This window comes from Nonomuraea sp. NPDC049480, from assembly GCF_044465905.1.
Taxonomy (GTDB): Bacteria; Actinomycetota; Actinomycetes; order Streptosporangiales; family Streptosporangiaceae; genus Nonomuraea.
In genome coordinates, this window is sequence record NZ_JBITMD010000007.1 from 283,767 (window position 1) to 307,326 (window position 23,560).

The following is a 23,560-nucleotide window of genomic DNA, read 5'->3' on the forward strand; positions in this document are numbered from 1 at the left end:
GCCGACGGGCGTGGTTGTTCGTCTCCTAGGGGGTGCGGGAGTTCTGCTGTACGGCTTGTACGAAGGCGTCGTAGCCGGGGCCGGTTCTGTGGTTGCCGGTCGTGTCGAAGGTCAAGGCGGGGATCGACTCGACGAAGCCTGTCGAGGCCCTGGTCAGCAGGCAGATTTCGGCAATGCGCCGGCGGCCGTGCGGGCGGTCGCGGGTCAGGTGGATGACGGCGTCCAGGGCGGCGGACAACTGGCTGTGTACGGCCTCCCTGCTCAAACCGGCCGCGCAGCCCAGAGCCTCCAAGCGAGGTGGTACGTCGGCCGCGGTGTTCGCGTGCAGCGTGCCGCAGCCGCCCTCATGACCGGTGTTGAGTGCGGCCAGCAAATCCACCACCTCGGCGCCGCGCACCTCCCCGACCACAAGACGGTCCGGGCGCATGCGCAGTGCCTGCCGTACCAGGTCGCGCAGCCCCACGCCGCCCGCGCCCTCCAAGTTCGCCGGGCGGGTCTCCAGGCGCACGACGTGCGGGTGGAGAGGGCGGAGCTCGGCCGAGTCCTCTACCAGGAGGAGGCGTTCGCCCGGGTCGGCCAGGGAGAGCAGGGCGGACAGAAGCGTGGTCTTGCCGGTGCCGGTGCCGCCGGTCACCAGGAAGGCCAGCCTGGCGGCCACCATGGCGGTCAGGATCGGGATGGCGGACGGGGTGATCGTGCCCGCTGACACGAGGTCGTCCAGCGTGAACGTGCGGCGCGGCGGCAGGCGGAGCGACACGCAGGTGCCACCGGGCGCGACGGGCGAGAGCACGGCGTGCAGGCGCACGCCTCCCGCGAGCCTGGCGTCGACGTACGGAGAGGCGTCGTCCAGGCGTCTGCCCGCGGCGGCCGCCAGGCGCTGGGCCAGCCTGCGGACGGCCGCGTCGTCGGCGAAGGTCACCGAGGTGCGGCGCAGGCCGCTGCCGTCGTCGATCCACACCTCGCGTGGGCCGTTGACCAGGACGTCCGTCACGTCGGGCCGGGCCAGCAGCGGCTCGAGGGGCCCCGCGCCGATCAGGTCCGCGCACAGGGCCCGGGCGACGGCGAGGATCTCCGCGTCGCCGTACACGGCCTTCTCGGCTCTGAGTGCGACGGCCACCTGGGCGGCGCTGGGTTCGGCGCCGGTGCGCGCCAGGCGTACGCGGACGGCCTCCACCAGTTCGGGGGACACGGCGGCCGCCGGATCCGAAGAGCGCGCCGGAGGGGTGGTTGCCGGGGTCATAGGGGTTGCTCACCTCCTTTCGGGTGGGGCAGGAGCCTGGTCACGGCGGTAGGACGTCGCGTAGAAGGGATGCGCACAGGCCGCCCAGCACCGTACGCGGGCCCAGTTTCGGCAGCTCGCCACGGTTGAGTGTGGCGGTGAGCCGTGGCTGGTCGGGGAGGGTGCCGGCGCACGGTATGCCCAGTGCGGCGGTCGCCGTGTCGTCGTCCACGACGCCCGGCCGGAGGAGGGCGCGGAGGTCCGAGGTGTGCTTGCGGGCCTCACCCAGGACTTGGACGGCGGAGAGGATCCCGCGCACGTCGGCCGCCGCCACCAGCAGGGCGGCCTTCGCTCTCGTGAGCGCCTCGACGGCGGCGGGGTCGAGGTGGCGCGGGAGGTCCACGACGACCAGGTCGAAGCCCCGCCGCCCGGCCTCCAGCACCGATCGCATGGCCTGGGCGGGAATCTCCGCCACCTCGCCCCGGTGGAAGGACAGGACCGCGAGGTCGCCGAACGACGGCAATGCCGCCTGCAGGGCGCCGCAGCCGATCCGGCCCTCCCTGGCCACCAGGTCTCCCCACCGTGCGCCCGGCGCCTCCTCGTGGCCCAGCAGCGCGTCGATGCCGCCGCCCAGCGGATCGGCGTCCACGAGCAGCGTGCGGAGCCGGCCGCTGCCGGAGGCGTGCAGGGCCAGGCAGGCCGAGAGCACGCTCGCGCCCACTCCCCCGCTCCCGCCGATCACGCCGACCACCGCGCCCGAGCGAGGCTCCGGCTCCATGGCGTCCGCGAACCGCTCCACCAGGTGGCGTTCGTCGCCGGGGAGGCCCACGACGGCTTGGGCTCCCACCGCCACGCATTTTCGCCAGGTGTCCGGGTCCTCCGGCTCCCGCGTGACGAGGACGACCTGGTCGCGGGCGGGTGGTGAGGTCGCGGCCACGGCCTCCGCCTGGTCGGCGCCCACGGCTACGAGCGGGGCGAGGTTCCAGTAGGGGCGGGCGTGGGCCGGGACATGGGCCACGTCGAGCTGCGCGCCGGCCGCGGCGGCTATGCGGACCAGGTCGTCGAGCAGGGCGTGGTCCTCGGTGATGACCAGGGGACGGTGCATCGCGGCCTCCCGTTTCGTTCGATGGGGAGGTCCAGGTTCGCGGTGATGGTGGTCGCGGTGTGGAGGCGAACGGGGTTCTGGGGACAGACGCCGCCGGGTTGTCAACACCTGTGGATAACGTCGCCCGTCCGTGTCCGGCTGTCCGACGCTCCGGCGGCGAGCCGGGCGCTGGGTGGGTCCCACACAGGAACCGAGCGTGTGCCGGAATGCAAGCGCCGGGCGGAAAAGGGGCGACCCCCGCCGGGGGGGAGAGCGGGGGTCGCCTGATCGGTCCGGCTCCGGGGGGGTAGAGCCGGTCCCGTTTCAGAAGAAAGCTTTCATCACTTCACCGGAGCCTGGCAAGGGACTTGCAAACCTGTCCCATGGAAGGTCGCTGCAGTTTCCGGCGATACCAACGTATGCTGCCCGATCGGATCGAGTTTCGTCGAGCAGCAATCTCGCATTTTCGCCAAGTTTTTTTCGCCGACTGATAACGATCACATAAAGATGATCACGCAGAGTGATCGTCGCGGTGAGGCGGCCGGAGCCGGCACTCCCCGCACCGCCCACAGCCCCCGGCCTGCCGTTCCATGATCGGGTAAAGGTCTTGCTCCAAGGGGTTCCCATCAGGGCGAATCCGTCATAGAAAGGTGATACGGACCTCTTGTCCGGGCGCATCAGCCGGGCACCCACGCGCGACCAGCCGCGGGAGGCGCGTCGTGGCGGGCTTGACCCGCTCCGACGAATACAGGTGCACGCTTGGTAACCCGGCGTGGTGCGCCGGCGGACGGCGTCTCTTGACTGAGGCGCCGTCAGCTATGTCGGCAGGTCGCTCAGCCCCTTTGCATGGCCTCGCAGATGGCGGTCGTCTCGCGTACGCCGAGGCTTACCGCAGCGGCACATTGTTGTACCCACTGGGCGACGCCCTCGGGCGTCCCGCCCAGGTACGCCCGCAGCCCGTCGCCGTACGGCAGTTCGAGGTGCCCCACCTCCACGGCCACCAGCGACTTCGGGTCCAACCCGTACTCGACCAGGGTCAACCGCTCGGCCGAGCGCGCGACCACCCCGTCGGCCGTCCCGAACGGCCGCAGCACGGCCAGCTCCGCGTGCACCACGGCGGCCAGCACGATCGCGGGGGCCTTCGTCGGACGCTCGAGCAGGTCCATCAGGCCGTCCATGCGGACCGCGGCCTCCTTGGCGTCCGGCGCCGGACCCAGGTCCAGCGGGTCCGGGGCCTCGTCCTCAGTACGGGGACGCCCCAGCGCGGCCTGCGGCGCGAGGCCGGCCGCCGCGACTGTGTGCAGGCGGGCCAGCACCTGCCTGGGCGCCTTGCGCCAGGTGGAGCCCAGCCGGCCCATCTCCGCCGAGGCGCGCAGCGCTCCCTGGACCAGCGGGTCGTGGACCTCGTCCCTGCGCAGGGCGTCCAGCGGCACGTCGACGCCCTCGATGGCGGCCGAAGCGCGGGCGCCGCGCAGGGACGACTCCGTGGACACCGCGGGGCTCGCCCGGCGCAACACGCGATGGCGGTAGAGCCTGTCGACGGCCTGACGAGCCTCCTCCACCGCATCCGGTACGCCGGGGAACCGCGCGATGACGGCCAATGGGTCACTCACGGCACCCGACCTTACCCGCGAAGGCGACGCGCACGTGAAAGTCGGCCATCCGGACCACCGTCAAAGAAGCCGCCATCCAGGGGACCCATATTCCCGAGCCGACTCAGCCGCATATTCTCCCGATTTCAAGATGACAACGTTTCCGCAGCATTTGTTATGCGGCCTGATATGAAGACCGCTATCTCCGCCGGCTCGGTACATACCTGTCTAGACCTCTTGTGTGTGAAGGCCGTGAGCTGGTGAAGTGGGACACGACCTATCCAACCAGGCCATAGAAGGAGCACGAGGTGGCCCCGGAGACCCCTGGCACCGAAACCCAGGCGCTGTCCAACCTGCTGCAGGAGAACCGCCGGTTCGCACCTCCGGCTGACCTGGCGACGGCCGCGAACGTGACCGCCGCCGCATATGACGAGGCCGCCGCTGACCGTCTCTCCTTCTGGGAGCGTGCGGCCGAGCGGCTGACCTGGGCCAAACGGTGGGACAGGACCCTTGAGTGGAACGCCCCCTTCGCCAAGTGGTTCATCGGCGGCGAGCTCAACGTCGCCTACAACTGCGTCGACCGCCACGTCGAGGAGGGCCGCGGCGACAAGGTCGCCTATTACTGGGAGGGCGAGCCGGACGGCGACACCCGCGCCCTCACCTACAACGATCTGAAGACCGAGGTCAGCAAGGCCGCCAACGCCCTCCAGGAGCTGGGTGTCAGCAAGGGCGACCGCGTCGCGATCTACATGCCGATGATCCCCGAGCTGCCGATCGCGATGCTGGCCTGCGCCCGCATCGGCGCCGTGCACTCGGTGGTGTTCGGCGGGTTCTCCGCGAGCGCGCTGAAGAGCCGCATCGACGACGCCGACGCCAAGCTGGTGATCACGGCCGACGGCGGCTACCGCAGGGGCAAGCCGAGCGCGCTCAAGCCCATCGTGGACGAGGCCGTCGCCGAGTGCCCGCAGGTCGAGCACGTCCTCGTCGTCCGGCGCACCGGTCAGGACGTCGCCGCGAACGGCAAGGACGTCTGGTGGCACGACCTCGTGGACCGGCAGAGCGACCAGCACACGCCGGAGCCCCACGACGCCGAGGACCCGCTGTACATCCTCTACACCAGCGGCACCACCGGTAAGCCCAAGGGCATCCTGCACACGACCGGCGGCTACCTCACCCAGACGGCCTGGACCCACCACGCGGTCTTCGACCTCAAGCCGGAGACCGACATCTACTGGTGCACGGCCGACATCGGCTGGGTGACCGGCCACTCCTACATCGTGTACGGCCCCCTCGCCAACGGCGCCACCAGCGTCATCTACGAGGGCACCCCGGACACGCCGCATCGCGGCCGGTTCTGGGAGATCGTGCAGAAGTACAAGATCACGATCCTCTACACCGCCCCCACGGCGATCCGGACGTTCATGAAGTGGGGCGACGACATCCCCGCCAAGCACGACATGTCCAGCCTGCGCATCCTGGGCTCCGTCGGTGAGCCGATCAACCCGGAGGCGTACGTCTGGTACCGCGAGCACATCGGCGGCAACCGCTGCCCGGTCGTCGACACCTGGTGGCAGACGGAGACCGGTGCCATCATGATCAGCCCGCTGCCCGGCGTGACCGCGGGCAAGCCGGGCGCCGCGATGCGCCCGCTCCCCGGCATCACCGCGGACGTGGTCGACGACCAGGGCAACAGCGTGCCCGACGGGGGCGGCGGCTTCCTCGTGGTCAAGGAGCCGTGGCCGTCGATGCTCCGCACGATCTGGGGCGACGACCAGCGCTACATCGACACCTACTGGAGCCGCTTCGAGGGGATGTACTTCCCCGGCGACGGCGCCAAGAAGGACGAGGACGGCGACCTGTGGCTGCTCGGCCGCGTGGACGACGTCATGCTGGTCTCCGGCCACAACATCTCCACCACCGAGGTGGAGAGCGCGCTGGTCAGCCACCCGAAGGTGGCGGAGGCGGCAGTGGTGGGCGCGACCGACCCGGTGACCGGCCAGGCCATCGTGTCGTTCGTGATCCTGCGCGGCAGCGCGGAGGAGGGCGACGACATCGGCGTCGAGCTGCGCAACCACGTGGCCAAGGCGCTCGGCCCGATCGCCAAGCCGCGCCAGATCCTGGTCGTGCCCGAGCTGCCCAAGACCCGCTCCGGCAAGATCATGCGTCGCCTGTTGCGCGACGTGGCGGAGAACCGCAGCATCGGCGACGTCACCACCCTGGCCGACAGCACGGTGATGAACCTGATCGCCGAGAAACTGCCCTCGGCCAAGTCCGAGGACTGACGTGTCAGGAGGCGCATGTCCCCGCGGCGGGACATGCGCCTCGCTTTCGCAGGGGGTGAAGCCGGACGGATCCGGCCTGGGCGCTATCTTCTCCGATCGGGTAGTTCTGGGAGTGGAAGCGGGGCTCGTACTCGGGAAGTTCCCCGGCGGGTTCGGCCGCGGTGTCGTTGCCGGCCGGGATCCTGGCGGCGGCGTTGCTCCACGCACGGGTACGCAACCGTCGCAATGCGCTGGATGATGTTTGACACGGCCACCGGGCCTCGATAGGAGACGTTCATGCCGCAGACTCCCGAGGAAGAATCCCTGGGCGCCCTGGTCGCCCAGGCGAGCGCCCACATCTCGTCCCTGGTCCGCTCGGAGATCGAGCTGGCCAAGGCCGAGTTCAGGTTCGACGCCAAGCGGGTGGGCACGGCAGGGGGGCTGTTCGCCGCGGCCGCGTTCATGGCGCATCTGTGCCTGATCCTCGCCTCGTTCACGATCGGCTTCGTCCTGGCCGAGTGGTGGCCCATGTGGCTGTCCTTCCTCACCGTGACGCTGTTCTATCTGGTGGTCGCGGGTCTGCTGGTGTTCATCGGGACGCGCCGGCTCAAGGGCCTGGCCGGGATGAAGCGCACCGCCAGGTCGATCAAGGGGCTCAAGGAGATCGCCACGCCGGAGGAGCCGCCGCTTCCCGCGCCACGTCCGGAACGCGAGCCGGTGACCCGCGATGGCAGCTGACGAGTCCGCCGTCCAGATCCAGGGGCCGTGGAAGCATCGCGCGGTACACGCGGGCGGCACCCGCTTCCACGTCGTCGAGGCCGGTGAGGGGCCGCTGGTCCTGCTGCTGCACGGGTTCCCGCAGTTCTGGTGGACGTGGCGGCACCAGCTCGCGTCGCTGCCGAAGGCGGGATACCGGGCGGTCGCGGCCGATCTTCGCGGCTACGGAGGCAGCGACAAGCCGCCGCGCGGCTACGACCTGCCCACGCTGGCCGCCGACGCGGCCGGGCTGATCCGCGCGCTGGGCGAGACCGGGGCGATCGTGGTCGGGCACGACTGGGGCGGGCTGCTGGCCTGGACGATGGCCGTGCGCGACCCCAAATGCGTACGCCGGCTGGTCGTCGTGTCCGCGCCGCATCCGCTGCGGCTGCGCAACGCGCTGCTGACCGACCCGTTCGGCCAGCTCAAGGCCAGTGGCGGGGCGCTGGGATACCAGGTGCCGCTACTGCCCGAGTTCCGGCTCAGGCGGCGCGAGGCGGCGCTGGTCGGCCGGTACCTCGAGGAGTGGTCACGCCCGGGCTGGCCGGAGGCCGAGGACGCGCGGGTCTACCGGGAGGCGTTCGCGATCCCGGCCGTGGCACACTGCGCGCTGGAGTATCACCGCTGGTTCGGCCGCTCCCAGCTGCGTCCCGACGGCCGCCGCTACGCCCGCGCCATGCGTACCGAGGTCGAGGCTCCCACGTTGCACCTGCACGGCGCGCTCGACCCTCGGGTCCTGCCGCGTACGGCCCAGGGTTCGAGCCGCTACGTGGCGGCCCCGTACCGGTGGCGGCTGTTCGAAGGAGCCGGCCACTTCCCGCACGAGGAGATCCCCGACGTGTTCGACACCGAGCTGCTCGGCTGGCTGGCAGACCCGGAGCCCGACAGATGAGAGACCGCGACCCCGAGGGCCGGCCGCGCAGCGCCAGGCCGCGTGACGCGTACGGCAGGCCGCTCCCCCACGGCGAGCCCGGCATGCCGAGGGTTCCCGACGACTACGCGCCAACCACCGAGCAGGCGCTCGCCGACGGCCGCCGGTTCCTGAGCGAGGGGCTGCCGTTCAACGCGCACGAGGTGTTCGAGGGCCGCTGGAAATGCGCCCCCGAGGAGGAGCGCGAGCTGTGGCAGGGGCTGGCGCAGATCTGCGTGGGGCTGACACACCTGCAACGCGGCAACGGGCGCGGCGCGGTGACGCTCTTCAGCCGCGGCGCGGCCAAGGCGCAGGCGTACGGCGGCGCGTACGACGCCGTCGGCAAGGCCGCATCGAACCTGAACTCCGACAGCGACCCGCACCAGGCGATCGCCGTGATCCTGGACAAGCTCCCCCGCTGAACGCGGTCAGTCGCACTCCTGCGTGCTGGCCGGCGTGGTGTCGTTGCGGCCGGCGGAGGCGTCGGGGGCGACCTCCTCGGCCGTCAGCACATAACCGGTCTCCTGCTCGTTGATCGCCGCGGCGAAGATCACACCGTAGACGCGGCCGTCCGTCGTGAGCAGCGGGCCGCCGGAGTTGCCGGGGAGCACGATGCCGCGGATCGCGTACACCTTGCGGGTGACGGTGCGGTCCCGGTAGATGTCGGGGCCCTCGGCGTTGAGCCGCCCGCCGATCCTGGCCGCCTCGGCGGTGAAGCCCTTGCCCTTGGGGAAGCCGGCGATGATCGCGTTGTCGCCGCGGCTGCCCTCGCCGTCGAAGGTCAGCTGTGGCAGGTCGAGCCCCGGCACGTACAGCACGGCGATGTCGCGGCGCGGGTTGTAGCGCACGACGGCGGCCGCGTGCCGGACGTTGTTGTGGTCGATGACCTGCAGGTCCCTGGTGACGCCCGCGACCACGTGCGCGTTGGTCATGATCCGGCCGGGGGCGTAGACGAAGCCGGTGCCCTCGATGTGCTTGTTGCAGCTCTCGGCGTTGCCCTGCACCTTGACGATCGCGCGGCGGGCCCGGCCCAGGTCGCCCTGCAGGACGCTCTGGTCCGGCGGCGGCACGTCGACGATCGTGCCCGCGCCGATGGCGTCGAAGACCGGCGGGAACTCCGAGCGGTCGATGAACTTCTTGAACGGCTGCTGCCAGTTGCGGGCCGCCTGAGGAATCGCGTCGTCGACCGTGGTGAGCAGCGCGGAGTTCTTGACCTGGTCGACGAGCGGGGTGAAGGTCGTGGAGACGATCAACGACCCGATCAGCCAGGCGAAGATCAGCACGGACAGCGCGCTGGCGAACGTGCCGCCGACCGCGTCGGCCAGCTTGGCGGGCTCCCAGGTGACGTGGCTGCGTACGACGGCGCCGATGGTCGAGGACGCGAACTGCCCGATGGTCGCGGACAGGAAGACGATCACGATGGCGAGCAGCGCCTGCGGTGTGTCGCCGTCCACGACGGCCTTGGCGATGGGTGGCGCGATGAAGATGCCGAGCACGGCGCCCCCGGCGAACCCCACGAGGCTCATCGCCCCGATGATGAACCCCTGGCGGTAACCCGAGATGCCGAAGGCCACCATGAGCCCGATCAAGATGAGGTCAAGCAGATCACCGCGCACGCTTCAAAGGTAACCAGCGATAGGGTCAAGTGTGCACGTCTTCGGCCAGGACGGCGTCACCCTGCTGGCTACCTTGGGCGGTATGCCGCCGGCCGAGGGAACAGTGCGCGATCTCATCGAGGCAGCTCTGCGCGACCGCGATCCTGACGGCCCGCTGCGCTGGCACGTGATCTCCGTGCTGCGCCAGCGCGGCGACCTGGAGTCCTTCATCGAGGCGCGCCGGCTGTGCGCCGCCGACACCGTGGCCGAGCGACTGCTCGGGGTGGACATCATGGGGATGCTGCGGCCGTTCGTGGACCGTACGCTGCCGGTGCTGCGCTACCTGGCCGCCAGCGAGGACGACGCCATGGTGCTCTACTCGGTGCTGATCGCCTTCGGCCACCTGGGCGACCCTCGGTCGCTGCCGTCGGTGATCGAGCTGGCCGGCCACGACGACGCCAGAGTCAGGTACGGCGCCGCGTACGCGCTGCACCACGTGCTCGGCGACCCGCCGGACCCGACGGGCCTGGACGCGTTGCGCATGCTGGCCGACGACAGCGACGCCGACGTGGCCGGCTGGGCCTCGCTGGGCGTGGCGCTGCGGTCAGCGCGCTAGGTTGAGCACCTCGGGCGGCAGGTCCTCCACCTGCGAGGGATCCCACGGCTGGTCGAGCCCGCCTTCGCGCAGCACCGAGTCGAGCACCATCGCCGTGAACCCCCACACCAGCATCCCCCGCACCCGGAACGCCGGTCCCGCCATGCCGCTGGGGTGCCGCAGCATGATCCGGTTGCCGGGATCGACCAGCTCGGCGATCGGCACCCGCTCCACCGACGCGACCTCGTCCGGCGAGGCCGCGTGCACGGCCGACGGCTCGCGCCACCAGGCGACCACCGGTGTGACGCGGTTGTCGCTGTGGCTGAGGTAGAGCTCGGGCAGCATGCAGAGCACGTGCACCCCGCACGGGTCGAGCCCGGTCTCCTCCTCGGCCTCGCGCAGCGCCGCCGCGACCGGGCCGCCGTCTTCGGGGTCCACGCCGCCGCCGGGGAATGCGGGCTGGCCCGCGTGCCTGCGGCCTCGGGTGCTGCGCTGGATCAGCAGGACGTCGGGGCCGTGCGGCCCCTCGCCGAACAGCATCAGCACCGCCGCGGCCCGTCCGCGCCCGTCGGGTGGACGCATGTATCGGGGGACTCGGGTCCGCTGCGCTTGCGCCGCCAGTGTGTCGAGCCAGTCGGGCACTTGGGTCACGCATCCTCCAACACAGCGGGACTCCTGTCACTTCCCCGGGGCGTCGTCTTGTGTCTCGCCGCACACCCGGACACCGCCTCACTTCGGAGAGGCCCCCTGGGCAGGTGTCAGGGCCGGGGCGTCCGTCACTTCCCCGGGGTTCAGGAGAAGGGGCCGGGCCTGACCAGCTTCTGGGCCTCGGCGGTCGCGGTGGGGCCGGTGCCGTACGACGGGCAGAGGGCGGCCAGCGGGCAGACCCCGCAGGCCGGGCGCCGGGCGTGGCAGATGCGGCGGCCGTGCCAGATCACCCGGTGCGAGAAGATCGTCCATTCGCGCTTGGGCAGCAGCGCGCCCACGATGTGCTCGATCTTGACCGGGTCGGTCTCCTCGGTCCAGCCGAACCGGCGCACCAGCCGCTGGAAGTGGGTGTCGACGGTGAGCCCCGGCACGCCGAACGCGTTGCCCAGCACCACGTTGGCGGTCTTGCGGCCCACCCCGGGCAGCTTGACGAGGTCGTTCAGCTTGCCCGGCACCTCGCCGCCGTGACGCTCGCACACCGCCTGGGCCATGCCGATGATGCTGTTGGTCTTCGCGCGGAAGAACCCCGTCGAGCGGATGATCTCCTCCATCTCGGGCCGGTCGGCAGCGGCGTAGTCCTCGACCGTCGGATATTTCGCGAAGAGTATGGGGGTAACCATGTTGACCCGCTTATCCGTGCACTGCGCGGAGAGGATGGTCGCGACCAGCAGCTCGAGCGGGTTGGTGAAGTCCAGCTCGCAGTGGGCGTCCGGGTAGGTCTCCGCGAGGACGCGATTCATCTTGCGCGCCCGCCGCACCAGCCCCAGCTGGGTCTCCGGCTTGCGCCCCGCCGCGTTCGTCGCCATGCCGCAAGAGTAGAACGCCTTGTGCGTGCCCGGGCCCTGTCCTGCGTCCATACCGTCCTGGAAACCCGTTGAACCTCCGGCCGGGCCGAGCGCGTACAAGCGGGCGACCACGCAGGAGGAAAACATGCACATGCCACGTACCCGGCGAACTCGGGACGACCAGGCCAGGGGAGCGGCGCTCGCCGACTTCGTCCGGCGGAACGGACCCCTGAGCGGAGCGGCGCTGCATCGCCTGGCCTGGGCCTGCGTGGCGCCCATGACCCGGCTGCACACGCGCGGCACGGCGGGGCTTCGGCTCGGGCCGCGGACCGTGGCGCTCGGCACCCGCGGCCAGGTGCTCATCGGCTGGGAGGGCGCGGCGACGGTGCAGGACGACCGGGCCATGGCGGAGGACATGCGGGATTGGGCTGATCTGGTGGTGTTCGCGGCGACCGGATCGCGGCGCGGGGATCCCGCCGTCCTGACTCCCGTACTGCGAGCGGCCGTCGAGCAGTGCCGCCACCCGGACGCCGCGGCCCGTCCCACGGCCGTTCAAGTGCTGCGTGCCCTGCTCGGCCAGTCCGTGGCGGCCGCCGTCGCCTCGGTCGACGACCTGCTGTCCTGCCAGGCACATTAGCTCTGGACGCCTGAACTGCCGATAAAAGGGGTACGTCTGCCCAAACCACTCGGCCATTCCCATAACCTGTGTGTGCCGCCTTGAGTGGGGTGAGTCACAATGGCAGCAGAGGAGGCAGAGTGAACACCGACGATGTGCTGGGCAAGGCCCCCCTGTTCGCCGCGCTGGACCGCGAGAGCGCAGCCGCGCTGCGTACGAGTATCACTGAGGTCCAGCTCTCCAAGGGGCAGACGCTCTTCCACGAGAACGAGACCGGCGACCGGCTCTACGTCGTGCTGGAGGGCAAGATCAAACTCTCCCGCACCTCGCCGGACGGCAGGGAAAACCTGCTGAGCGTGCTGGGTCCGAGCGAGATGTTCGGCGAGTTGTCGCTGTTCGATCCGAGGCCGCGCACGGCCACGGCGACGGCGCTGACCGAGGTCCGCCTGGCCGGGCTCGGCCACGACGACCTGCGCCCCTGGCTGACCGGCCGTCCCGAGGTGGCTCTGCACCTGCTGCGCGCGCTCGCGCAGCGCCTGCGCCGCACCAACGACGTGCTGGCCGACCTGGTCTTCACCGACGTGCCGGGACGCGTGGCCAAACAGTTGCTCGACCTGGCCGAGCGGTTCGGCACCAAGACCGAGGACGGCCTGCGGGTGCACCACGACCTCACCCAGGAGGAGCTGGCCCAGCTCGTCGGCGCCTCGCGTGAGACGGTCAACAAGGCGCTGGCCGACTTCGCTCAGCGCGGCTGGCTGCGGATCGAGGCCAAGGCCGTGGTCATCCTCGACATGGACCGGCTCTACAACCGCTCCAGATAGTCCAGCTGGGCTTTCACCGAGATCTCGGCGGCCGCCCAGAGTGACTTGTCGACGTCCGCGTACACGATGCGGACGATCTCGCGCGGCGTGCGCGCGCCCTGCGCCTGCGCCGCCCTGATCTGGTCCAGCCGCTGACGCCGGTGCGCGATGTAGCCGTCCAGCGCGCCGATCGGGTCGGGCAGCACCGGGCCGTGCCCCGGGAGCAGCGCCCGCGCCTCCAGGCTCTCCGCCGCCGCCCTGAGCCGGTCGAGGCTGCGGAGGTAGTCGGCCAGGCCGCCGTCGCCGGCGACGATCGTGGTGCCCCTGCCGAGCACCGTGTCGCCGGTCAGCATGGCGTGGTCCTGCGGCAGCCAGAAGCACAGCGAGTCGAAGGAGTGGCCGGGCGTGCCGTACACGTGGATCTCCAGGCCGGCCACCCGCACCACGTCACCGTCCTCCAAGCCCTCGTCGCCGAGCCTGTGGCGCGGGTCCAGGGCGCGTACGGGGGCGTTCACCATCGCGGCGAAGCCCTTCGCGCCGCCGCTGTGGTCGATGTGGCCGTGAGTCAGCAGGATCTGGGTGACGCGGCGATCGGCGAGGTGGTCGCGTACGCGGCACAGGTGACGGTCGTCGTCCGGCCCCGGGTCGACGACGACCACCTCCTCGCCCGCGCCGATCACCCACGTGTTGGTGCCGTCGAGCGTCATGATCGAGGGGTTGGGGGCGAGCAGGTTCTCGGCGTGCTCGGTACGGGATCCGTCGGGCGTGCCGATCGGAATGTGCAGACCGCTCATGCCGCCTCCTTCGCCGGCCCCATGACCGCCGACCGGCTGTGTTCGCCGCGCTCGCTCATGTCATCACCAACCGCATCTCGCCCTCGATCTCCACAGCCCTCGGCATGACGGTCTCGATTTCCCGGTGAGCTGCGAGGATGTCCGTCACGGAGCCGAGCGCCGACAGTTCGGTCAGCGTGTTGTAGGTGGGCGGCATCAGGAAGATCTCCCCCTGGTGCGCCAGCTCTACGGCGTCGGCGGGGGGTGTCCACACGACCTGGTCGGCCTCCCCGCCGACGTCTCTGGTGCGCTGGCCGTCCGGGAGCACGGCGGCGAAGAAGCGCGTGTCGAAGCGCCGCGGCTCGATCTCCGGCGTGATCCAGTGCGCCCAGGGCTTGAGCAGGTCGGAGCGGAGCACCAGACCGCGCCTGGCGAGGAAGTCGGCGAAGGCCAGGCTCCGGTCGATCAGCGCCAGCCGGTCGGCCTCCCAGTCGTCGCCCGTCGTGTCCGCCACCACGGAGCCGGGTCCCGGTCCGGCCAGCAGCACGCCGGTCTCCTCGAACGTCTCGCGTACGGCCGCGCACACCAGGCCGCGCGCGAGCCGCTCGCTCGCCTTGAACGCCGTGCCCCACTCCGCGGGGGACGGCCCGGCCCAGGCCACGGCCTGGTCGGTGTCACGGGCGTCCACCGACCCGCCGGGGAAGACGTACGCGCCCGCCGCGAAGGCCATGGTGGACTTCCGCCGCAGCAGGTAGACCTCGGGCCCTCGAGCTCCGTCCCGCAGGATCACCACCGTGGCGGCGTCCCGCGGGGCCACCGGCTCGACCCGTCCGGCGAGAACGTCCCTGGCCCGCGCGGCGAGCTCGGCTGGAAGCGGCAATCCGGTCACATGACCTCCTTCTAGAACATCACTCGGTCATGGTGACATATCCCCGCTCAGGCGACCTCGGCGATCAGCTCCACCTCCACGGGCGCGTCGAGCGGCAGCGAGGCCACGCCCACCGCGCTGCGCGCGTGCTTGCCCGCCTCGCCCAGCACCTCGGCGAGCAGCTCGCTGGCGCCGTTGCCGACCTTCGGCTGATCGGTGAACGCCGGGTCGCTGGCCACGAACACGACGACCTTCACGATCCGCACGACCCGCAGCAGGTCGCCGACCTCGGACTTGAGCGCGGCCAGGGCGTTGAGCGCGCAGATGCGGGCCAGCCCGGCGCCCTCCTCGGTGGTCAGGTCGGCGCCCAGCTTGCCGGTCCCCGCCAGCTTGCCCTCGACCAGCGGCACCTGGCCGGAGGTGTAGACGAGGTTGCCCGTACGCACGGCGGGCACGTACGCCGCCACCGGCTTCGGCACCTCGGGCAGCGTCAGGCCGAGCTCCGCCAGCCGCTCCTCGGGGGTCACTGCTTCTCCCGCTTGAAGTAGGCGACCAGCTGCTCGGGGGTGGCGCCCTGAACGATCTGGACCAGCTCCCAGCCGTCGGAGCCGAAGTTGTCAAGGATCATCTTGGTGTTGTGGATGAGCAAGGGGGCGGTGAGGTACTCCCATTTCTTCATGGGGGCAACATTAGTGTGAGCAATCTCAAACGGTGGGCACCGGCTTGCGTCAAGTGACCGTTCGGTAGCCTCGAATAGTGGATTCTCCGGACACCGATTGGGCCGGCGTGCGACTGCACGTCGTCACCGGAAAGGGCGGCACCGGCAAGACGACCGTGGCCGCCGCGCTCGCTCTTGCCCTGGCCTCGGGCGGCCGCAAGGTGTTACTGGTCGAGGTGGAGGGCAGGCAGGGCATCGCGCAGATCTTCGATCTGCCGCCGCTGCCGTACGAGGAGCGCAGGATCGCCGTGGCGCCGTCAGGCGGTGACGTGTACGCCCTGGCGATCGACCCCGAAGAGGCCATGCTCGAGTACATGGAGATGTTCTACGGGATGCGCCGCGCCGGCCGGGCCCTGACCAAGATGGGCATCGTCGACTTCGCCACCACCGTGGCCCCCGGCTTCCGCGACGTGCTGGTCACCGGCAAGACCACCGAGGCGGTGCGCAGGCGGGCCAAGAACGGCCGCCGCGTCTACGACGCGGTGGTTCTGGACGCGCCGCCCACCGGGCGCATCACGCGCTTCCTGAACGTGACCCAGGAGGTCGCCGGGCTGGCCAAGGTGGGGCCGATCAAGAACCACTCCGAGCTGGTCAGCGGTGTCGTGAAATCTCCTGAGACGGCGGTGCACTTCGTGACGCTGCTGGAGGAGATGCCGGTCCAGGAGACGCTCGACGGCATCGCGGAGCTGCGCTCGGTAGGGCTTCCGACAGGGGGCGTTTTCGTCAACATGGTCCGCGAATCGCTGCTCCCCCAAGCCGCTCTTGACACGGCTGTCAAGGGCCGATTCGACGCCGGAGAGCTCGTCCTCGGGCTCAAGGCGGCCGGGGTCGCCGACGGCGCGGAGGCCACGGCGCTGGCCGAGGCGCTCGCCGGCGAGGTGACCGAGCACGCGCGCCGCACGGAGCTGGAGCGGGCCGAGCGCGGGTCGCTGGCCGAGGCCGGGCTGCCCAGCTACGAGCTGCCGCTGCTGGCCGACGGCGTTGACCTGGCCGGACTGTACGAGCTGGCAGAGAGCATCCGCACCCAGGGAGCAGCGTGAAGAAGCCCACCAGGCTGGACGTCGACGCGATACTCGACGACCCCCACACCCGGATCATCGTCTGCTGCGGCGCCGGCGGCGTGGGCAAGACCACGACCGCCGCGGCGCTCGGGCTGCGCGCGGCCGAGCGCGGCAGGTGCGCGGTCGTGCTGACCGTGGACCCCGCGCGGCGACTGGCCCAGTCAATGGGGCTCAGCGAGCTGGACAACACCCCGCGCCTCGTCCAGGACGGTCCGGACGGCGGGCAGTTGTTCGCCATGATGCTCGACATGAAGCGCACGTTCGACGAGATCATCGAGGCGCACGCCGACCCCGAGCGGGCCCGGCAGATCCTGTCGAACCCCTTCTACCAGTCCCTCTCCTCCAGCTTCTCCGGCACGCAGGAATACATGGCCATGGAGAAGCTGGGCCAGCTCCGCCGCTCCGACGAGTGGGACCTGATCATCGTGGACACGCCGCCGTCGCGGTCCGCCCTGGACTTCCTCGACGCTCCCGAGCGGCTCGGGCGCTTCCTGGACGGCCGGTTCATCCGGCTGCTGACCGCTCCGGCCAAGGCTGGAGGGCGCAGCGCGTTCCGGCTGCTCAACGCCGGGTTCGGGCTCATGGCCGGGGCCATGACCAAGCTGCTCGGCGCACAGGTGATCAAGGATCTGCAGACGTTCGTGTCCGCGCTCGACGCCGTGTTCGGCGGGTTCCGGCAGCGGGCCGAGATGACGTACCGGCTGCTGCAGGCCCCCGGCACGGCCTTCGTCGTGGTGGCCGCGCCCGAGCGCGACGCGATGCGCGAGGCCTCGTACTTCGTCGAGCGGCTCGCCGAAGAACGCATGCCACTCGCCGGCCTGGTGGTCAATCGCGTGCACATGTCCCCCGCCGTCGCGCTCTCAGCGGCTCGTAGCGCCGCCGCGGCCGAGGACCTGGAGTCCAAGGGCGAACATGAGCTGACCGCCGCCGTGCTGCGGCTGCACGCCGGCAGGATGCAACTCACCGCCCGCGAGAATCGCGAGCGGGAACACTTCGTCTCGGCCCACCCCACGGTGCCCGTGGCGCAGGTCCGCGCCATGTCCGAGGACGTTCACGATCTGGCCGGGTTGCGGCAGATCGGGGAGCTGCTGGCGAGCTCATAGAAGTACGGCCGACGGACGTGCCGGCCGTACTCGGCTCGCCAGGCCTGGATCAGCCCGCGATCAGCTCATTAGTCCGTTCGTACTCTTCCTTCGCCGACTCGAGCAGCTCTCGCCACGAGTCCACGTCAGGGCGCCGTCGAAGCAGCGCGCGACGTTCCCGTTCGGTCATACCGCCCCACACCCCGAACTCGATGCGATTGTCCAGCGCATCGGCGAGGCATTCAGTACGGACCGGGCAACCCCGGCAGATGAGCTTCGCCCTGTTCTGCGCGGCGCCCTGCACGAACAGGGCATCCGGATCCGCACCCTTACAGGCGGCACGGGAGGTCCAATCCGTGATCCACATTTTCGACCCCACTCCCCTTAGGTGGTCAGTCGTCATTTGGGGCCGACGGGCGCGGGCGCCGAGCCTCCGTATTCAGTTGCCGCAGAGGAGAACGTACGCAACTACCCGTTCGGGCCGACAGACCCCAGAGGACCAAATTCTCGCGGCAGTCTTGACCGGGAATGACTAGTTACCCCCTCCAGTCAAGGCGAAATGGGGTCCGGCTACCGATAAGGTCGGTCTTTCGACGTACTCTTGGTAGCGTGCAAGCGCAGCGCAAAGATCGCTCCAACCCCATCCTGGCCCTACTGCGTCTGATCATCGCAGGGACGGCCGCGGGAGTGCTCGCGGCTGCAGTGGCCCTGCCCGCGGTCGGCGGGGCTGGAGTGTCGGCGAAGAGCGCGGTCGAGGCTCTCGACCTCAAGCCCGAAGAACTCGACGAACCCCCTCTTCCCGAGCGCACGATCCTGCAGGACGCCGACGGCAAGGAAATCGGGCGCTTCTACTACGAGAACCGCCAGTCCGTCCGGCTCGATCAGGTCGCCCCGATCATGCGCACGGCATTGATCGCGATCGAGGACTTCCGTTTCTACCAACACGGACCGATCGATGTAGAGGGAACGACCAGAGCCCTCATCAAAAACTTCACGACCGGCGGTGTGACGCAAGGCGGCTCGTCGATCACTCAGCAGTACGTCAAGCAGGTGCTGGTCAACAAGGCTGAGACGGCGGAGGATCAGGCGGCGGCCATCGCCCCGACGGTCTCCCGCAAGCTGGCCGAGCTGCGCTACGCGATGGCGATCGAGCGGAAATACGCCAAGGACCAGATTCTCGAGAAATATCTGAACATCGCCTACTTCGGCGCGGGCGCCCACGGCATCCAGGCGGCGGCCAAGCGCTTCTTCGACAAACCCGCCTCCAAGCTGACCCTCGTCGAGGCCGCCACGCTGGCCGGCGCCGTGCAGAACCCCGCCAGGACCGATCCCAACGTCGGCCCCGAGTCCCGGGAGCGGCTGCTGCAGCGGCGCAACATCGTGCTCGACCGGATGGCCCAGCTCCAGAAGATCACGCCACAGGAGGCCGCCGAGGCCAAGGCGAAGAAGCTGGGATACAAGGACGTCAAGTTCCCCGGCGGCTGCGAGGCCAGCAAATACCCGTACTTCTGCCTCTACGTCCAGTACGAAATCCTCAACAACGACGAGTTCGGCAAGAATTCGGACGAGCGCCGCAAGCTGCTCCAGCGGGGCGGTCTGACGATCAAGACCACGATCGACCCCAAGATGCAGGCGGCCGCCGAGAAGGCGATCAAGAAGTACGTCACCACCAAGGACAAGCCCGTGGCCGCGCAGGCCATGGTCGTTCCCGGCACCGGCGAGATCAAGGCCATGGCCGCCTCACGGAAGTTCGGCGGGAGCAAGAAGAAGAACGAGATGAGCTACAACATCGTGGCCGACGCGGCGCACGGTGGCGGCACCGGTTTCCAGCAGGGCTCGACCGCGAAGGTCTACACGCTGGCCACGGCCCTCGAGGAGGGCCTGAAGTACGGCGACGGCTTCCCCGCCCCCGCCGGCTACCGGGCCGGCGGCTACAGCTCGTTCAAGAACTGCAAGAGCCAGAACGTCGGGGACCCGAGGCATGAGGTGCGCAACTCCAGCGAAGGGGGCGGCGGCTTCAAGACCCTGGAGAGCGGCACCTGGGGCTCGGTGAACACGTTCTTCCTCAAGCTGCAGGAGAGGGTCGGGCTCTGCAGCGTGGTCAAGATGGCCAAGAAACTCGGGGTCAAGCGAGCCGACGGGCAGAAGTTGTCCGAGGTGGAGACGTTCACGCTGGGGGTCAACGAGGTCGACCCGATCACGATCGCCAGCTCGTACGCGGTGTTCGGGGCGCGCGGCAAATACTGCAAGCCGCTGGCCATCACCGAGATCAAGGACAGGAACGGCCGCGCCAAGCAGTACAAGCCCAAGTGCTCGCAGGTCCTGGAGGAGGAGGTCGCCGACGCCGTCAACGGCATCCTGTCCGGCGTCTTCACCAAGGGCACGATGCAGGAGGTCGGCGGCATCGGGCGGGACGCGGCCGGCAAGACCGGCACCACCGACAACTACATGTCGGCCTGGTTCGCCGGCTACACGCCGAACCTGGCCTCGGCGGTCAGCCTGGGCGACCCGCGCGGCGCCTCCGGCCACAAGCTGATCAACATCACGATCGGCGGGCGGCATTACGGCTACGTGTACGGCGCGTCCATCTCGGGGCGGATCTGGAAGGACGCCATGCTCGGCGCGCTGAAAGGCGTCGAGCCGGTCGACTTCACGCAGGTGGACCGGTCGCGGTTCGGCGGGTGCACCGAGCACTGCGCGCCCAAGCCCAAGAAGAAGAAGAACGAGGAGGGGCCGGGCGGGGACAGGGACCCGTTCGACATCTTCGACCCGCCCGGCAACGGCGACGGGCCGCCGGATGGGGACCGGGGCCGGCCGGAGGACGGCTTCGGCCGCGGCGACGGCGACGGCGGGCCCATCATTCCCGGCGGCTGAGTCCTCCTCCGCCCCCGGAAGGGAGCGGAGGAGGCACCGGCCCGGCGACGCACAGGACCATTCGCCCACGGCAAGAGTGATCGGGCACCTGTCGGTTAGGAACCCGAGGCGGCGGCGAGGCGGGCGCGCACCGTGGCAGCCACCCGGCCCCCCTCGGCCCTCCCCGCGACCTTCGGGTTGACGACCTTCATGACCTGCCCCATCGCCTGCGGCCCGGACGCGCCGATCTCGGCGATGGCGGCGTCCACGAGCCCCACCAGTTCCTCGTCGGACAGCTGCGCCGGTAGGTACTCCTCCAGCACCCGCTGCTCGTCCAGCTCCGCCTGGGCCTGCTCGGCACGCCCCGCGTTGCCGAACGCCTCGGCCGCCTCCCGCCGCTTCTTGGCCTCCTTGGTCAGAACTTTGATGATCTCGTCGTCGCTCAGCTCCCTGGCCGCCTTGCCGGAGACCTCCTCGACGTTCACCGCGGCCAGTGCCATGCGAATCGTCCGGAGACGTACCTCGTCCCGGCTCTTCAGCGAGGCCGTCAAATCGGCCTTCAGCTTGTCCTTCAATGCGCTCATGCGGTCCATCTTGCCGTCTGCGCGAACACCTCGCGCCGGATGTCGGGCATCATGAGGGGGTGAGGAAAGCCGTCGCAGTGCCCCTGTCCATGCTCGGTCTCGGCCTGGCCGGGCTTGGTTATGCCTCCGTGGTGGAGCGCAACTGGTTCAGGCTGCGCCGCTTCGACGTACCCGTGCTCGAGCGCGGCCAGCGTCCCGTGCGCATCCTCCACCTGTCGGACCTGCACCTGACGCCGCGTCGCACGATGCTGATCAACTGGGTCCGCTCGCTGGGCGCGCTGAAGCCGGACCTGGTCGTCAACACCGGCGACTCGATCGCGCACCCGGAGGCCGTGCCCTCGCTCCTGCACGCCCTGGAGCCCCTGCTGTCCCGCCCGGGCCTGTTCGTCTACGGCTCCAACGACCTGTACGCCCCGCAGCCGAAGAACCCGGCCCGCTACCTCTGGCGCACCTCCAGGAACGAGCGCCGCCAGCACGTCCCCACGCTGCCGTGGGAGGAGCTGGGCGCGGGCATGGCCGCCGAGGGCTGGCTCGACATGAACAACACCACGGCCCGCATCAAGGTGGGCGACCTGGACGTGGCGGTGGCGGGCATCCACGACTCCCACATCTCCCGAGACCGCTACGACCTGGTGGCCGGCCCCGCCCCTGAGGACGCCGACCTCCGCCTGGGCGTCATGCACTCGCCGGAGCCCCGCAACATGAGCCTCTTCGCCGCCGACGGCTACCAGTTCCTGCTGGCCGGCCACACGCACGGCGGCCAGCTCTGCATCCCGTTCTACGGCGCCCTGGTGACGAACTGCGGCATCGACCGCGCCCGGGTGAAGGGCCTGAGCCGCCACGACAACGCCTGGCTGCACGTGTCCGCCGGCCTCGGCACCTCCCCGTACGCCCCCGTCCGTTTCGCCTGCTTCCCCGAGGCCTCGCTCCTCACCCTGGTGCCCCGCCGATAAAGGCGGTCACAAGCACCTTGGGAGTGGGCTAGACTTTTCCAAGCACGCGCAAGACCGGGCGTGCACCGGGGTGTAGCGCAGCTTGGCAGCGCGCTTCGTTCGGGACGAAGAGGCCGTGGGTTCAAATCCCGCCACCCCGACCCAGCTCAAAGGCCACTTCCGAGAGATCGGGAGTGGCCTTTTGATCTTTGTGCAGCAGCAAAGTGCAGCAATGTCACTGCGCGCGAGGGTCTGCATAGCGACCCGCGGACGCACATCGAGCGCGGCCAGCAACGAAGCGCAGGTGTGCCGTGCTCGGTTGTGAACACGAACCCCGACTCGATCCAGGCATCTCCAGTTCGCCGCCGAGCTTCACGCGAACGACGGCTTGCTGTGGCACTCCCGGCCCGGTATGGCTACGCCTGCCCGACGAGGAGATGACCACAGATAGTGGGCCCTGAGAGCTTTGGCAGAGATGATGTGCATTCTGGCAGATTCCATACTGTCATTCACCTAAAGTGCGAGGGATACTCGGCTTACACAGGTCGAATCAAGCCGAAAGGGGTTGTGTTCATTGGCCTCCGTATTCCCGTCTCGGAAGCTTAAGAGCGCCGCATTGGGCATTGCCGCCCTGGTAGCGACGCTCGGTGCATTCTCTGCGCCGGGCTCAGCAGCCACAACCTCCAGTACAGGAGCTCTTTTCGACGTCCCGTACACGTACTGCTGCAGTTTCTTGGCCCCCAACGTAGCGGCTGCCAACAGTAACTGCAGCGATTACGGTCGTCATGGACAGCAGCGCGCGTGGTGGACCGAGTGGAGCTGCGGCTGGACAAATCCATCTCAGCTATGGGTGAAGCGAACCGGCAGCCCTGATTCCATACGATAATTGCTGATTCAGGTGCGCCGTGAGGCACTGACATCACCGGACCCCACCGAACTCGGGAATCAGATGCCGATGAATGACGTAGGTGTCCTTCCCGGTCCGCTTCCGCGAGTAGCCCATGCTTCCCGATCACCTCCTTGATCGTTCGACCGTCATTTGACCGTGGTACCCGCCGTCACGCTGGGGACTGATGGCGCTGGGGCGCCGCACCGACCATCCGCAGGGCCAGGTCGCCGTACTGGTAGGCGAGCTGGTCGACGGAGAATTCGCCGCCCTCGCGGTACCAGGCGGCGACGCCGATGCCCATGTCGAGGATCGAGTAGGACGCGAGCTGGGCCGATCGCACGGTGAAGACGCCTTCAGCCGCGCCGCGTTCGATGAGCCGCCGGAGCCCGCGCTCGTAGTCGCTGCGGTGGCGCAGCACCAGGTCCCGGGCGGGCTGGGCCAGATTGGCGATCTCCCGGTTGCCGACGAACGCCTCGAACCGGTGCTGGGCGTGGTAGCGCACGTGCGCCTCCACCGCCCTGCGGAGTTGCTCGCGCACGTCGTCGGTGCTGCTGATCGCGTCCTGGAAGCCGGCGAGCAGCCGCGCCATGGTGCCGGTCATGATCTCGGCGAGCAGCTCCTGCTTGGACGCGACGTGTTTGTACAGGCTCGGTCCGCGCACTCCGACGGCGGCGCCGATGTCGGCCATGGTCGTCGCGAGGTAGCCCCGCGTGGCGAACAACAGCAGCGCGGCGAGCCGGATGGCGGAGCGGCGGTCGTCCGGCAGCGCGGCCTCGTGCTCGCCCGGCCGGTGCGGTCGCTCGAAGGAACCAGGGGCTGCCATGGCGATCAGGCTAGCAGCTGTTCGTCCGAAGAATCCGCAGGTAGACATTGACATAC

At 69.8% G+C, this 23,560-nt stretch carries 25 protein-coding genes and 1 tRNA gene; 12 read left to right on the top strand and 14 right to left on the bottom strand.

Translation table 11 applies throughout. The annotated features are described in order from the left end of the window. Nucleotides 1-25: 25 nt before the first annotated feature. From ACIBX3_RS22485 to ACIBX3_RS22500, 4 genes are all read right to left on the bottom strand, one after another. A complete protein-coding gene (locus ACIBX3_RS22485) occupies nt 26-1,240 on the bottom strand; it encodes a TadA family conjugal transfer-associated ATPase (RefSeq protein ID WP_397119872.1) in 1,215 nt (404 codons plus the stop codon). Nucleotides 1,241-1,280: 40 nt separating this feature from the next. Next, nucleotides 1,281-2,324, bottom strand: a complete 1,044-nt coding sequence (ssd, locus tag ACIBX3_RS22490) for a septum site-determining protein Ssd (protein WP_397119874.1) — start codon at nt 2,322-2,324, stop codon at nt 1,281-1,283. A 303-nt stretch (nt 2,325-2,627) separates the two neighbouring features. Beyond that, nucleotides 2,628-2,981, bottom strand: coding sequence for a hypothetical protein (locus ACIBX3_RS22495; RefSeq protein WP_397119876.1), 354 nt, complete (start codon nt 2,979-2,981; stop codon nt 2,628-2,630). Between the two features lie 155 nt (nt 2,982-3,136). Beyond that, nucleotides 3,137-3,916 carry an oxidoreductase gene (locus ACIBX3_RS22500; protein ID WP_397119878.1) on the bottom strand — a complete coding sequence of 260 codons (780 nt, stop codon included), beginning with the start codon at nt 3,914-3,916 and terminating at the stop codon, nt 3,137-3,139. Nucleotides 3,917-4,203: 287 nt separating this feature from the next. Between ACIBX3_RS22500 and acs the strand changes: the two genes are divergently transcribed. From acs to ACIBX3_RS22520, 4 genes are all read left to right on the top strand, one after another. After that, a complete protein-coding gene (gene acs / locus ACIBX3_RS22505; RefSeq protein WP_397119880.1) occupies nt 4,204-6,177 on the top strand; it encodes an acetate--CoA ligase in 1,974 nt (657 codons plus the stop codon). Nucleotides 6,178-6,453: 276 nt separating this feature from the next. Beyond that, nucleotides 6,454-6,894, top strand: coding sequence for a phage holin family protein (locus ACIBX3_RS22510; protein ID WP_397119882.1), 441 nt, complete (start codon nt 6,454-6,456; stop codon nt 6,892-6,894). Continuing rightward, nucleotides 6,884-7,804: an alpha/beta fold hydrolase gene (locus ACIBX3_RS22515; protein WP_397119884.1), complete on the top strand. Its 921-nt coding sequence runs from the start codon at nt 6,884-6,886 to the stop codon at nt 7,802-7,804. The genes ACIBX3_RS22510 and ACIBX3_RS22515 overlap by 11 nt, the downstream gene beginning before the upstream one ends. Beyond that, entirely contained in the window at nt 7,801-8,244 is a 444-nt protein-coding gene (locus tag ACIBX3_RS22520; RefSeq protein WP_397119886.1) for a DUF309 domain-containing protein, read from the top strand. Before ACIBX3_RS22515 ends, ACIBX3_RS22520 begins: the two co-directional genes overlap by 4 nt. Before the next feature lie 6 nt (nt 8,245-8,250). Here ACIBX3_RS22520 and ACIBX3_RS22525 read toward each other — a convergent pair whose 3' ends face one another. Beyond that, a complete protein-coding gene (locus ACIBX3_RS22525) occupies nt 8,251-9,438 on the bottom strand; it encodes a MarP family serine protease (RefSeq protein WP_397119888.1) in 1,188 nt (395 codons plus the stop codon). A 31-nt stretch (nt 9,439-9,469) separates the two neighbouring features. On the opposite strand from ACIBX3_RS22525, the gene ACIBX3_RS22530 reads away from it, so the two are divergent. Further along, nucleotides 9,470-10,033: a HEAT repeat domain-containing protein gene (locus ACIBX3_RS22530; protein ID WP_397119890.1), complete on the top strand. Its 564-nt coding sequence runs from the start codon at nt 9,470-9,472 to the stop codon at nt 10,031-10,033. Here the strand turns inward: ACIBX3_RS22530 and ACIBX3_RS22535 are convergent. Together ACIBX3_RS22535 and nth are read right to left on the bottom strand one after the other, a co-directional pair. Beyond that, a complete protein-coding gene (locus ACIBX3_RS22535) occupies nt 10,022-10,663 on the bottom strand; it encodes an NUDIX hydrolase (RefSeq protein ID WP_397119892.1) in 642 nt (213 codons plus the stop codon). The genes ACIBX3_RS22530 and ACIBX3_RS22535 overlap by 12 nt on opposite strands. A 140-nt stretch (nt 10,664-10,803) precedes the next feature. Next, complete coding sequence (gene nth, locus ACIBX3_RS22540; protein ID WP_397119894.1) at nt 10,804-11,526, bottom strand: endonuclease III; 723 nt, start codon at nt 11,524-11,526, stop codon at nt 10,804-10,806. A gap of 124 nt (nt 11,527-11,650) precedes the next feature. On the opposite strand from nth, the gene ACIBX3_RS22545 reads away from it, so the two are divergent. Together ACIBX3_RS22545 and ACIBX3_RS22550 are read left to right on the top strand one after the other, a co-directional pair. Then, the gene (locus ACIBX3_RS22545; protein ID WP_397119896.1) at nt 11,651-12,142 is read left to right on the top strand and encodes a hypothetical protein; all 492 of its coding nucleotides are present in this window, start codon (nt 11,651-11,653) and stop codon (nt 12,140-12,142) included. 119 nt (nt 12,143-12,261) lie between these two features. Next, complete coding sequence (locus tag ACIBX3_RS22550; protein ID WP_397119898.1) at nt 12,262-12,942, top strand: Crp/Fnr family transcriptional regulator; 681 nt, start codon at nt 12,262-12,264, stop codon at nt 12,940-12,942. Here ACIBX3_RS22550 and ACIBX3_RS22555 read toward each other — a convergent pair. From ACIBX3_RS22555 to ACIBX3_RS22570, 4 genes are read right to left on the bottom strand one after another with little or no spacing between them, the layout of a single operon-like run. After that, a complete protein-coding gene (locus ACIBX3_RS22555; protein ID WP_397119900.1) occupies nt 12,924-13,715 on the bottom strand; it encodes an MBL fold metallo-hydrolase in 792 nt (263 codons plus the stop codon). The two genes, ACIBX3_RS22550 and ACIBX3_RS22555, sit on opposite strands and share 19 nt — an antisense overlap. 55 nt (nt 13,716-13,770) lie before the next feature. Then, a complete protein-coding gene (locus ACIBX3_RS22560; protein WP_397120255.1) occupies nt 13,771-14,574 on the bottom strand; it encodes an NUDIX hydrolase in 804 nt (267 codons plus the stop codon). 56 nt (nt 14,575-14,630) lie between these two features. Further along, nucleotides 14,631-15,089 carry a RidA family protein gene (locus ACIBX3_RS22565; protein ID WP_397119902.1) on the bottom strand — a complete coding sequence of 153 codons (459 nt, stop codon included), beginning with the start codon at nt 15,087-15,089 and terminating at the stop codon, nt 14,631-14,633. After that, nucleotides 15,086-15,241, bottom strand: a complete 156-nt coding sequence (locus ACIBX3_RS22570) for a DUF4177 domain-containing protein (protein ID WP_185069889.1) — start codon at nt 15,239-15,241, stop codon at nt 15,086-15,088. The genes ACIBX3_RS22565 and ACIBX3_RS22570 overlap by 4 nt, the downstream gene beginning before the upstream one ends. A 77-nt stretch (nt 15,242-15,318) precedes the next feature. On the opposite strand from ACIBX3_RS22570, the gene ACIBX3_RS22575 reads away from it, so the two are divergent. Both ACIBX3_RS22575 and ACIBX3_RS22580 read left to right on the top strand, forming a co-directional pair. Beyond that, nucleotides 15,319-16,320, top strand: coding sequence for an ArsA-related P-loop ATPase (locus ACIBX3_RS22575; protein ID WP_397119904.1), 1,002 nt, complete (start codon nt 15,319-15,321; stop codon nt 16,318-16,320). After that, on the top strand, nt 16,317-17,444 hold the full coding sequence (locus ACIBX3_RS22580) for an ArsA family ATPase (RefSeq protein ID WP_397119906.1): 1,128 nt from the start codon (nt 16,317-16,319) through the stop codon (nt 17,442-17,444). The genes ACIBX3_RS22575 and ACIBX3_RS22580 overlap by 4 nt, the downstream gene beginning before the upstream one ends. Before the next feature lie 49 nt (nt 17,445-17,493). On the opposite strand, the gene ACIBX3_RS22585 is transcribed toward ACIBX3_RS22580, so the two are convergent. Then, nucleotides 17,494-17,790: a WhiB family transcriptional regulator gene (locus ACIBX3_RS22585; protein WP_020542548.1), complete on the bottom strand. Its 297-nt coding sequence runs from the start codon at nt 17,788-17,790 to the stop codon at nt 17,494-17,496. Nucleotides 17,791-18,032: 242 nt separating this feature from the next. Here ACIBX3_RS22585 and ACIBX3_RS22590 point away from each other — a divergent pair, with 242 nt between their 5' ends. After that, nucleotides 18,033-20,297: a transglycosylase domain-containing protein gene (locus ACIBX3_RS22590; protein ID WP_397119908.1), complete on the top strand. Its 2,265-nt coding sequence runs from the start codon at nt 18,033-18,035 to the stop codon at nt 20,295-20,297. A gap of 95 nt (nt 20,298-20,392) precedes the next feature. Here ACIBX3_RS22590 and ACIBX3_RS22595 read toward each other — a convergent pair whose 3' ends face one another. Next, nucleotides 20,393-20,860: a GatB/YqeY domain-containing protein gene (locus tag ACIBX3_RS22595; RefSeq protein ID WP_397119910.1), complete on the bottom strand. Its 468-nt coding sequence runs from the start codon at nt 20,858-20,860 to the stop codon at nt 20,393-20,395. An 89-nt stretch (nt 20,861-20,949) separates the two neighbouring features. Here ACIBX3_RS22595 and ACIBX3_RS22600 point away from each other — a divergent pair, with 89 nt between their 5' ends. Together ACIBX3_RS22600 and ACIBX3_RS22605 are read left to right on the top strand one after the other, a co-directional pair. Then, nucleotides 20,950-21,813 carry a metallophosphoesterase gene (locus ACIBX3_RS22600; protein WP_397120257.1) on the top strand — a complete coding sequence of 288 codons (864 nt, stop codon included), beginning with the start codon at nt 20,950-20,952 and terminating at the stop codon, nt 21,811-21,813. Nucleotides 21,814-21,879: 66 nt separating this feature from the next. Continuing rightward, a tRNA-Pro gene (locus tag ACIBX3_RS22605) sits at nt 21,880-21,953 on the top strand. 897 nt (nt 21,954-22,850) lie between these two features. On the opposite strand, the gene ACIBX3_RS22610 is transcribed toward ACIBX3_RS22605, so the two are convergent. Continuing rightward, nucleotides 22,851-23,504 carry a TetR/AcrR family transcriptional regulator gene (locus ACIBX3_RS22610; protein ID WP_397119912.1) on the bottom strand — a complete coding sequence of 218 codons (654 nt, stop codon included), beginning with the start codon at nt 23,502-23,504 and terminating at the stop codon, nt 22,851-22,853. Nucleotides 23,505-23,560 lie beyond the last annotated feature (56 nt).

What these genes read in the sequence shown, in the direction of transcription:
- ACIBX3_RS22485 (WP_397119872.1), bottom strand. Translation starts at nt 1,240, where the DNA reads ATGACCCCGGCAACCACCCCTCCGGCGCGCTCTTCGGATCCGGCGGCC.
- ssd (WP_397119874.1), bottom strand. Translation starts at nt 2,324, where the DNA reads ATGCACCGTCCCCTGGTCATCACCGAGGACCACGCCCTGCTCGACGAC.
- ACIBX3_RS22495 (WP_397119876.1), bottom strand. Translation starts at nt 2,981, where the DNA reads ATGCGCCCGGACAAGAGGTCCGTATCACCTTTCTATGACGGATTCGCC.
- ACIBX3_RS22510 (WP_397119882.1), top strand. Translation starts at nt 6,454, where the DNA reads ATGCCGCAGACTCCCGAGGAAGAATCCCTGGGCGCCCTGGTCGCCCAG.
- ACIBX3_RS22515 (WP_397119884.1), top strand. Translation starts at nt 6,884, where the DNA reads ATGGCAGCTGACGAGTCCGCCGTCCAGATCCAGGGGCCGTGGAAGCAT.
- ACIBX3_RS22520 (WP_397119886.1), top strand. Translation starts at nt 7,801, where the DNA reads ATGAGAGACCGCGACCCCGAGGGCCGGCCGCGCAGCGCCAGGCCGCGT.
- nth (WP_397119894.1), bottom strand. Translation starts at nt 11,526, where the DNA reads ATGGCGACGAACGCGGCGGGGCGCAAGCCGGAGACCCAGCTGGGGCTG.
- ACIBX3_RS22545 (WP_397119896.1), top strand. Translation starts at nt 11,651, where the DNA reads ATGCACATGCCACGTACCCGGCGAACTCGGGACGACCAGGCCAGGGGA.
- ACIBX3_RS22555 (WP_397119900.1), bottom strand. Translation starts at nt 13,715, where the DNA reads ATGAGCGGTCTGCACATTCCGATCGGCACGCCCGACGGATCCCGTACC.
- ACIBX3_RS22570 (WP_185069889.1), bottom strand. Translation starts at nt 15,241, where the DNA reads ATGAAGAAATGGGAGTACCTCACCGCCCCCTTGCTCATCCACAACACC.
- ACIBX3_RS22585 (WP_020542548.1), bottom strand. Translation starts at nt 17,790, where the DNA reads ATGTGGATCACGGATTGGACCTCCCGTGCCGCCTGTAAGGGTGCGGAT.
- ACIBX3_RS22595 (WP_397119910.1), bottom strand. Translation starts at nt 20,860, where the DNA reads ATGAGCGCATTGAAGGACAAGCTGAAGGCCGATTTGACGGCCTCGCTG.
- ACIBX3_RS22600 (WP_397120257.1), top strand. Translation starts at nt 20,950, where the DNA reads ATGCTCGGTCTCGGCCTGGCCGGGCTTGGTTATGCCTCCGTGGTGGAG.
- ACIBX3_RS22610 (WP_397119912.1), bottom strand. Translation starts at nt 23,504, where the DNA reads ATGGCAGCCCCTGGTTCCTTCGAGCGACCGCACCGGCCGGGCGAGCAC.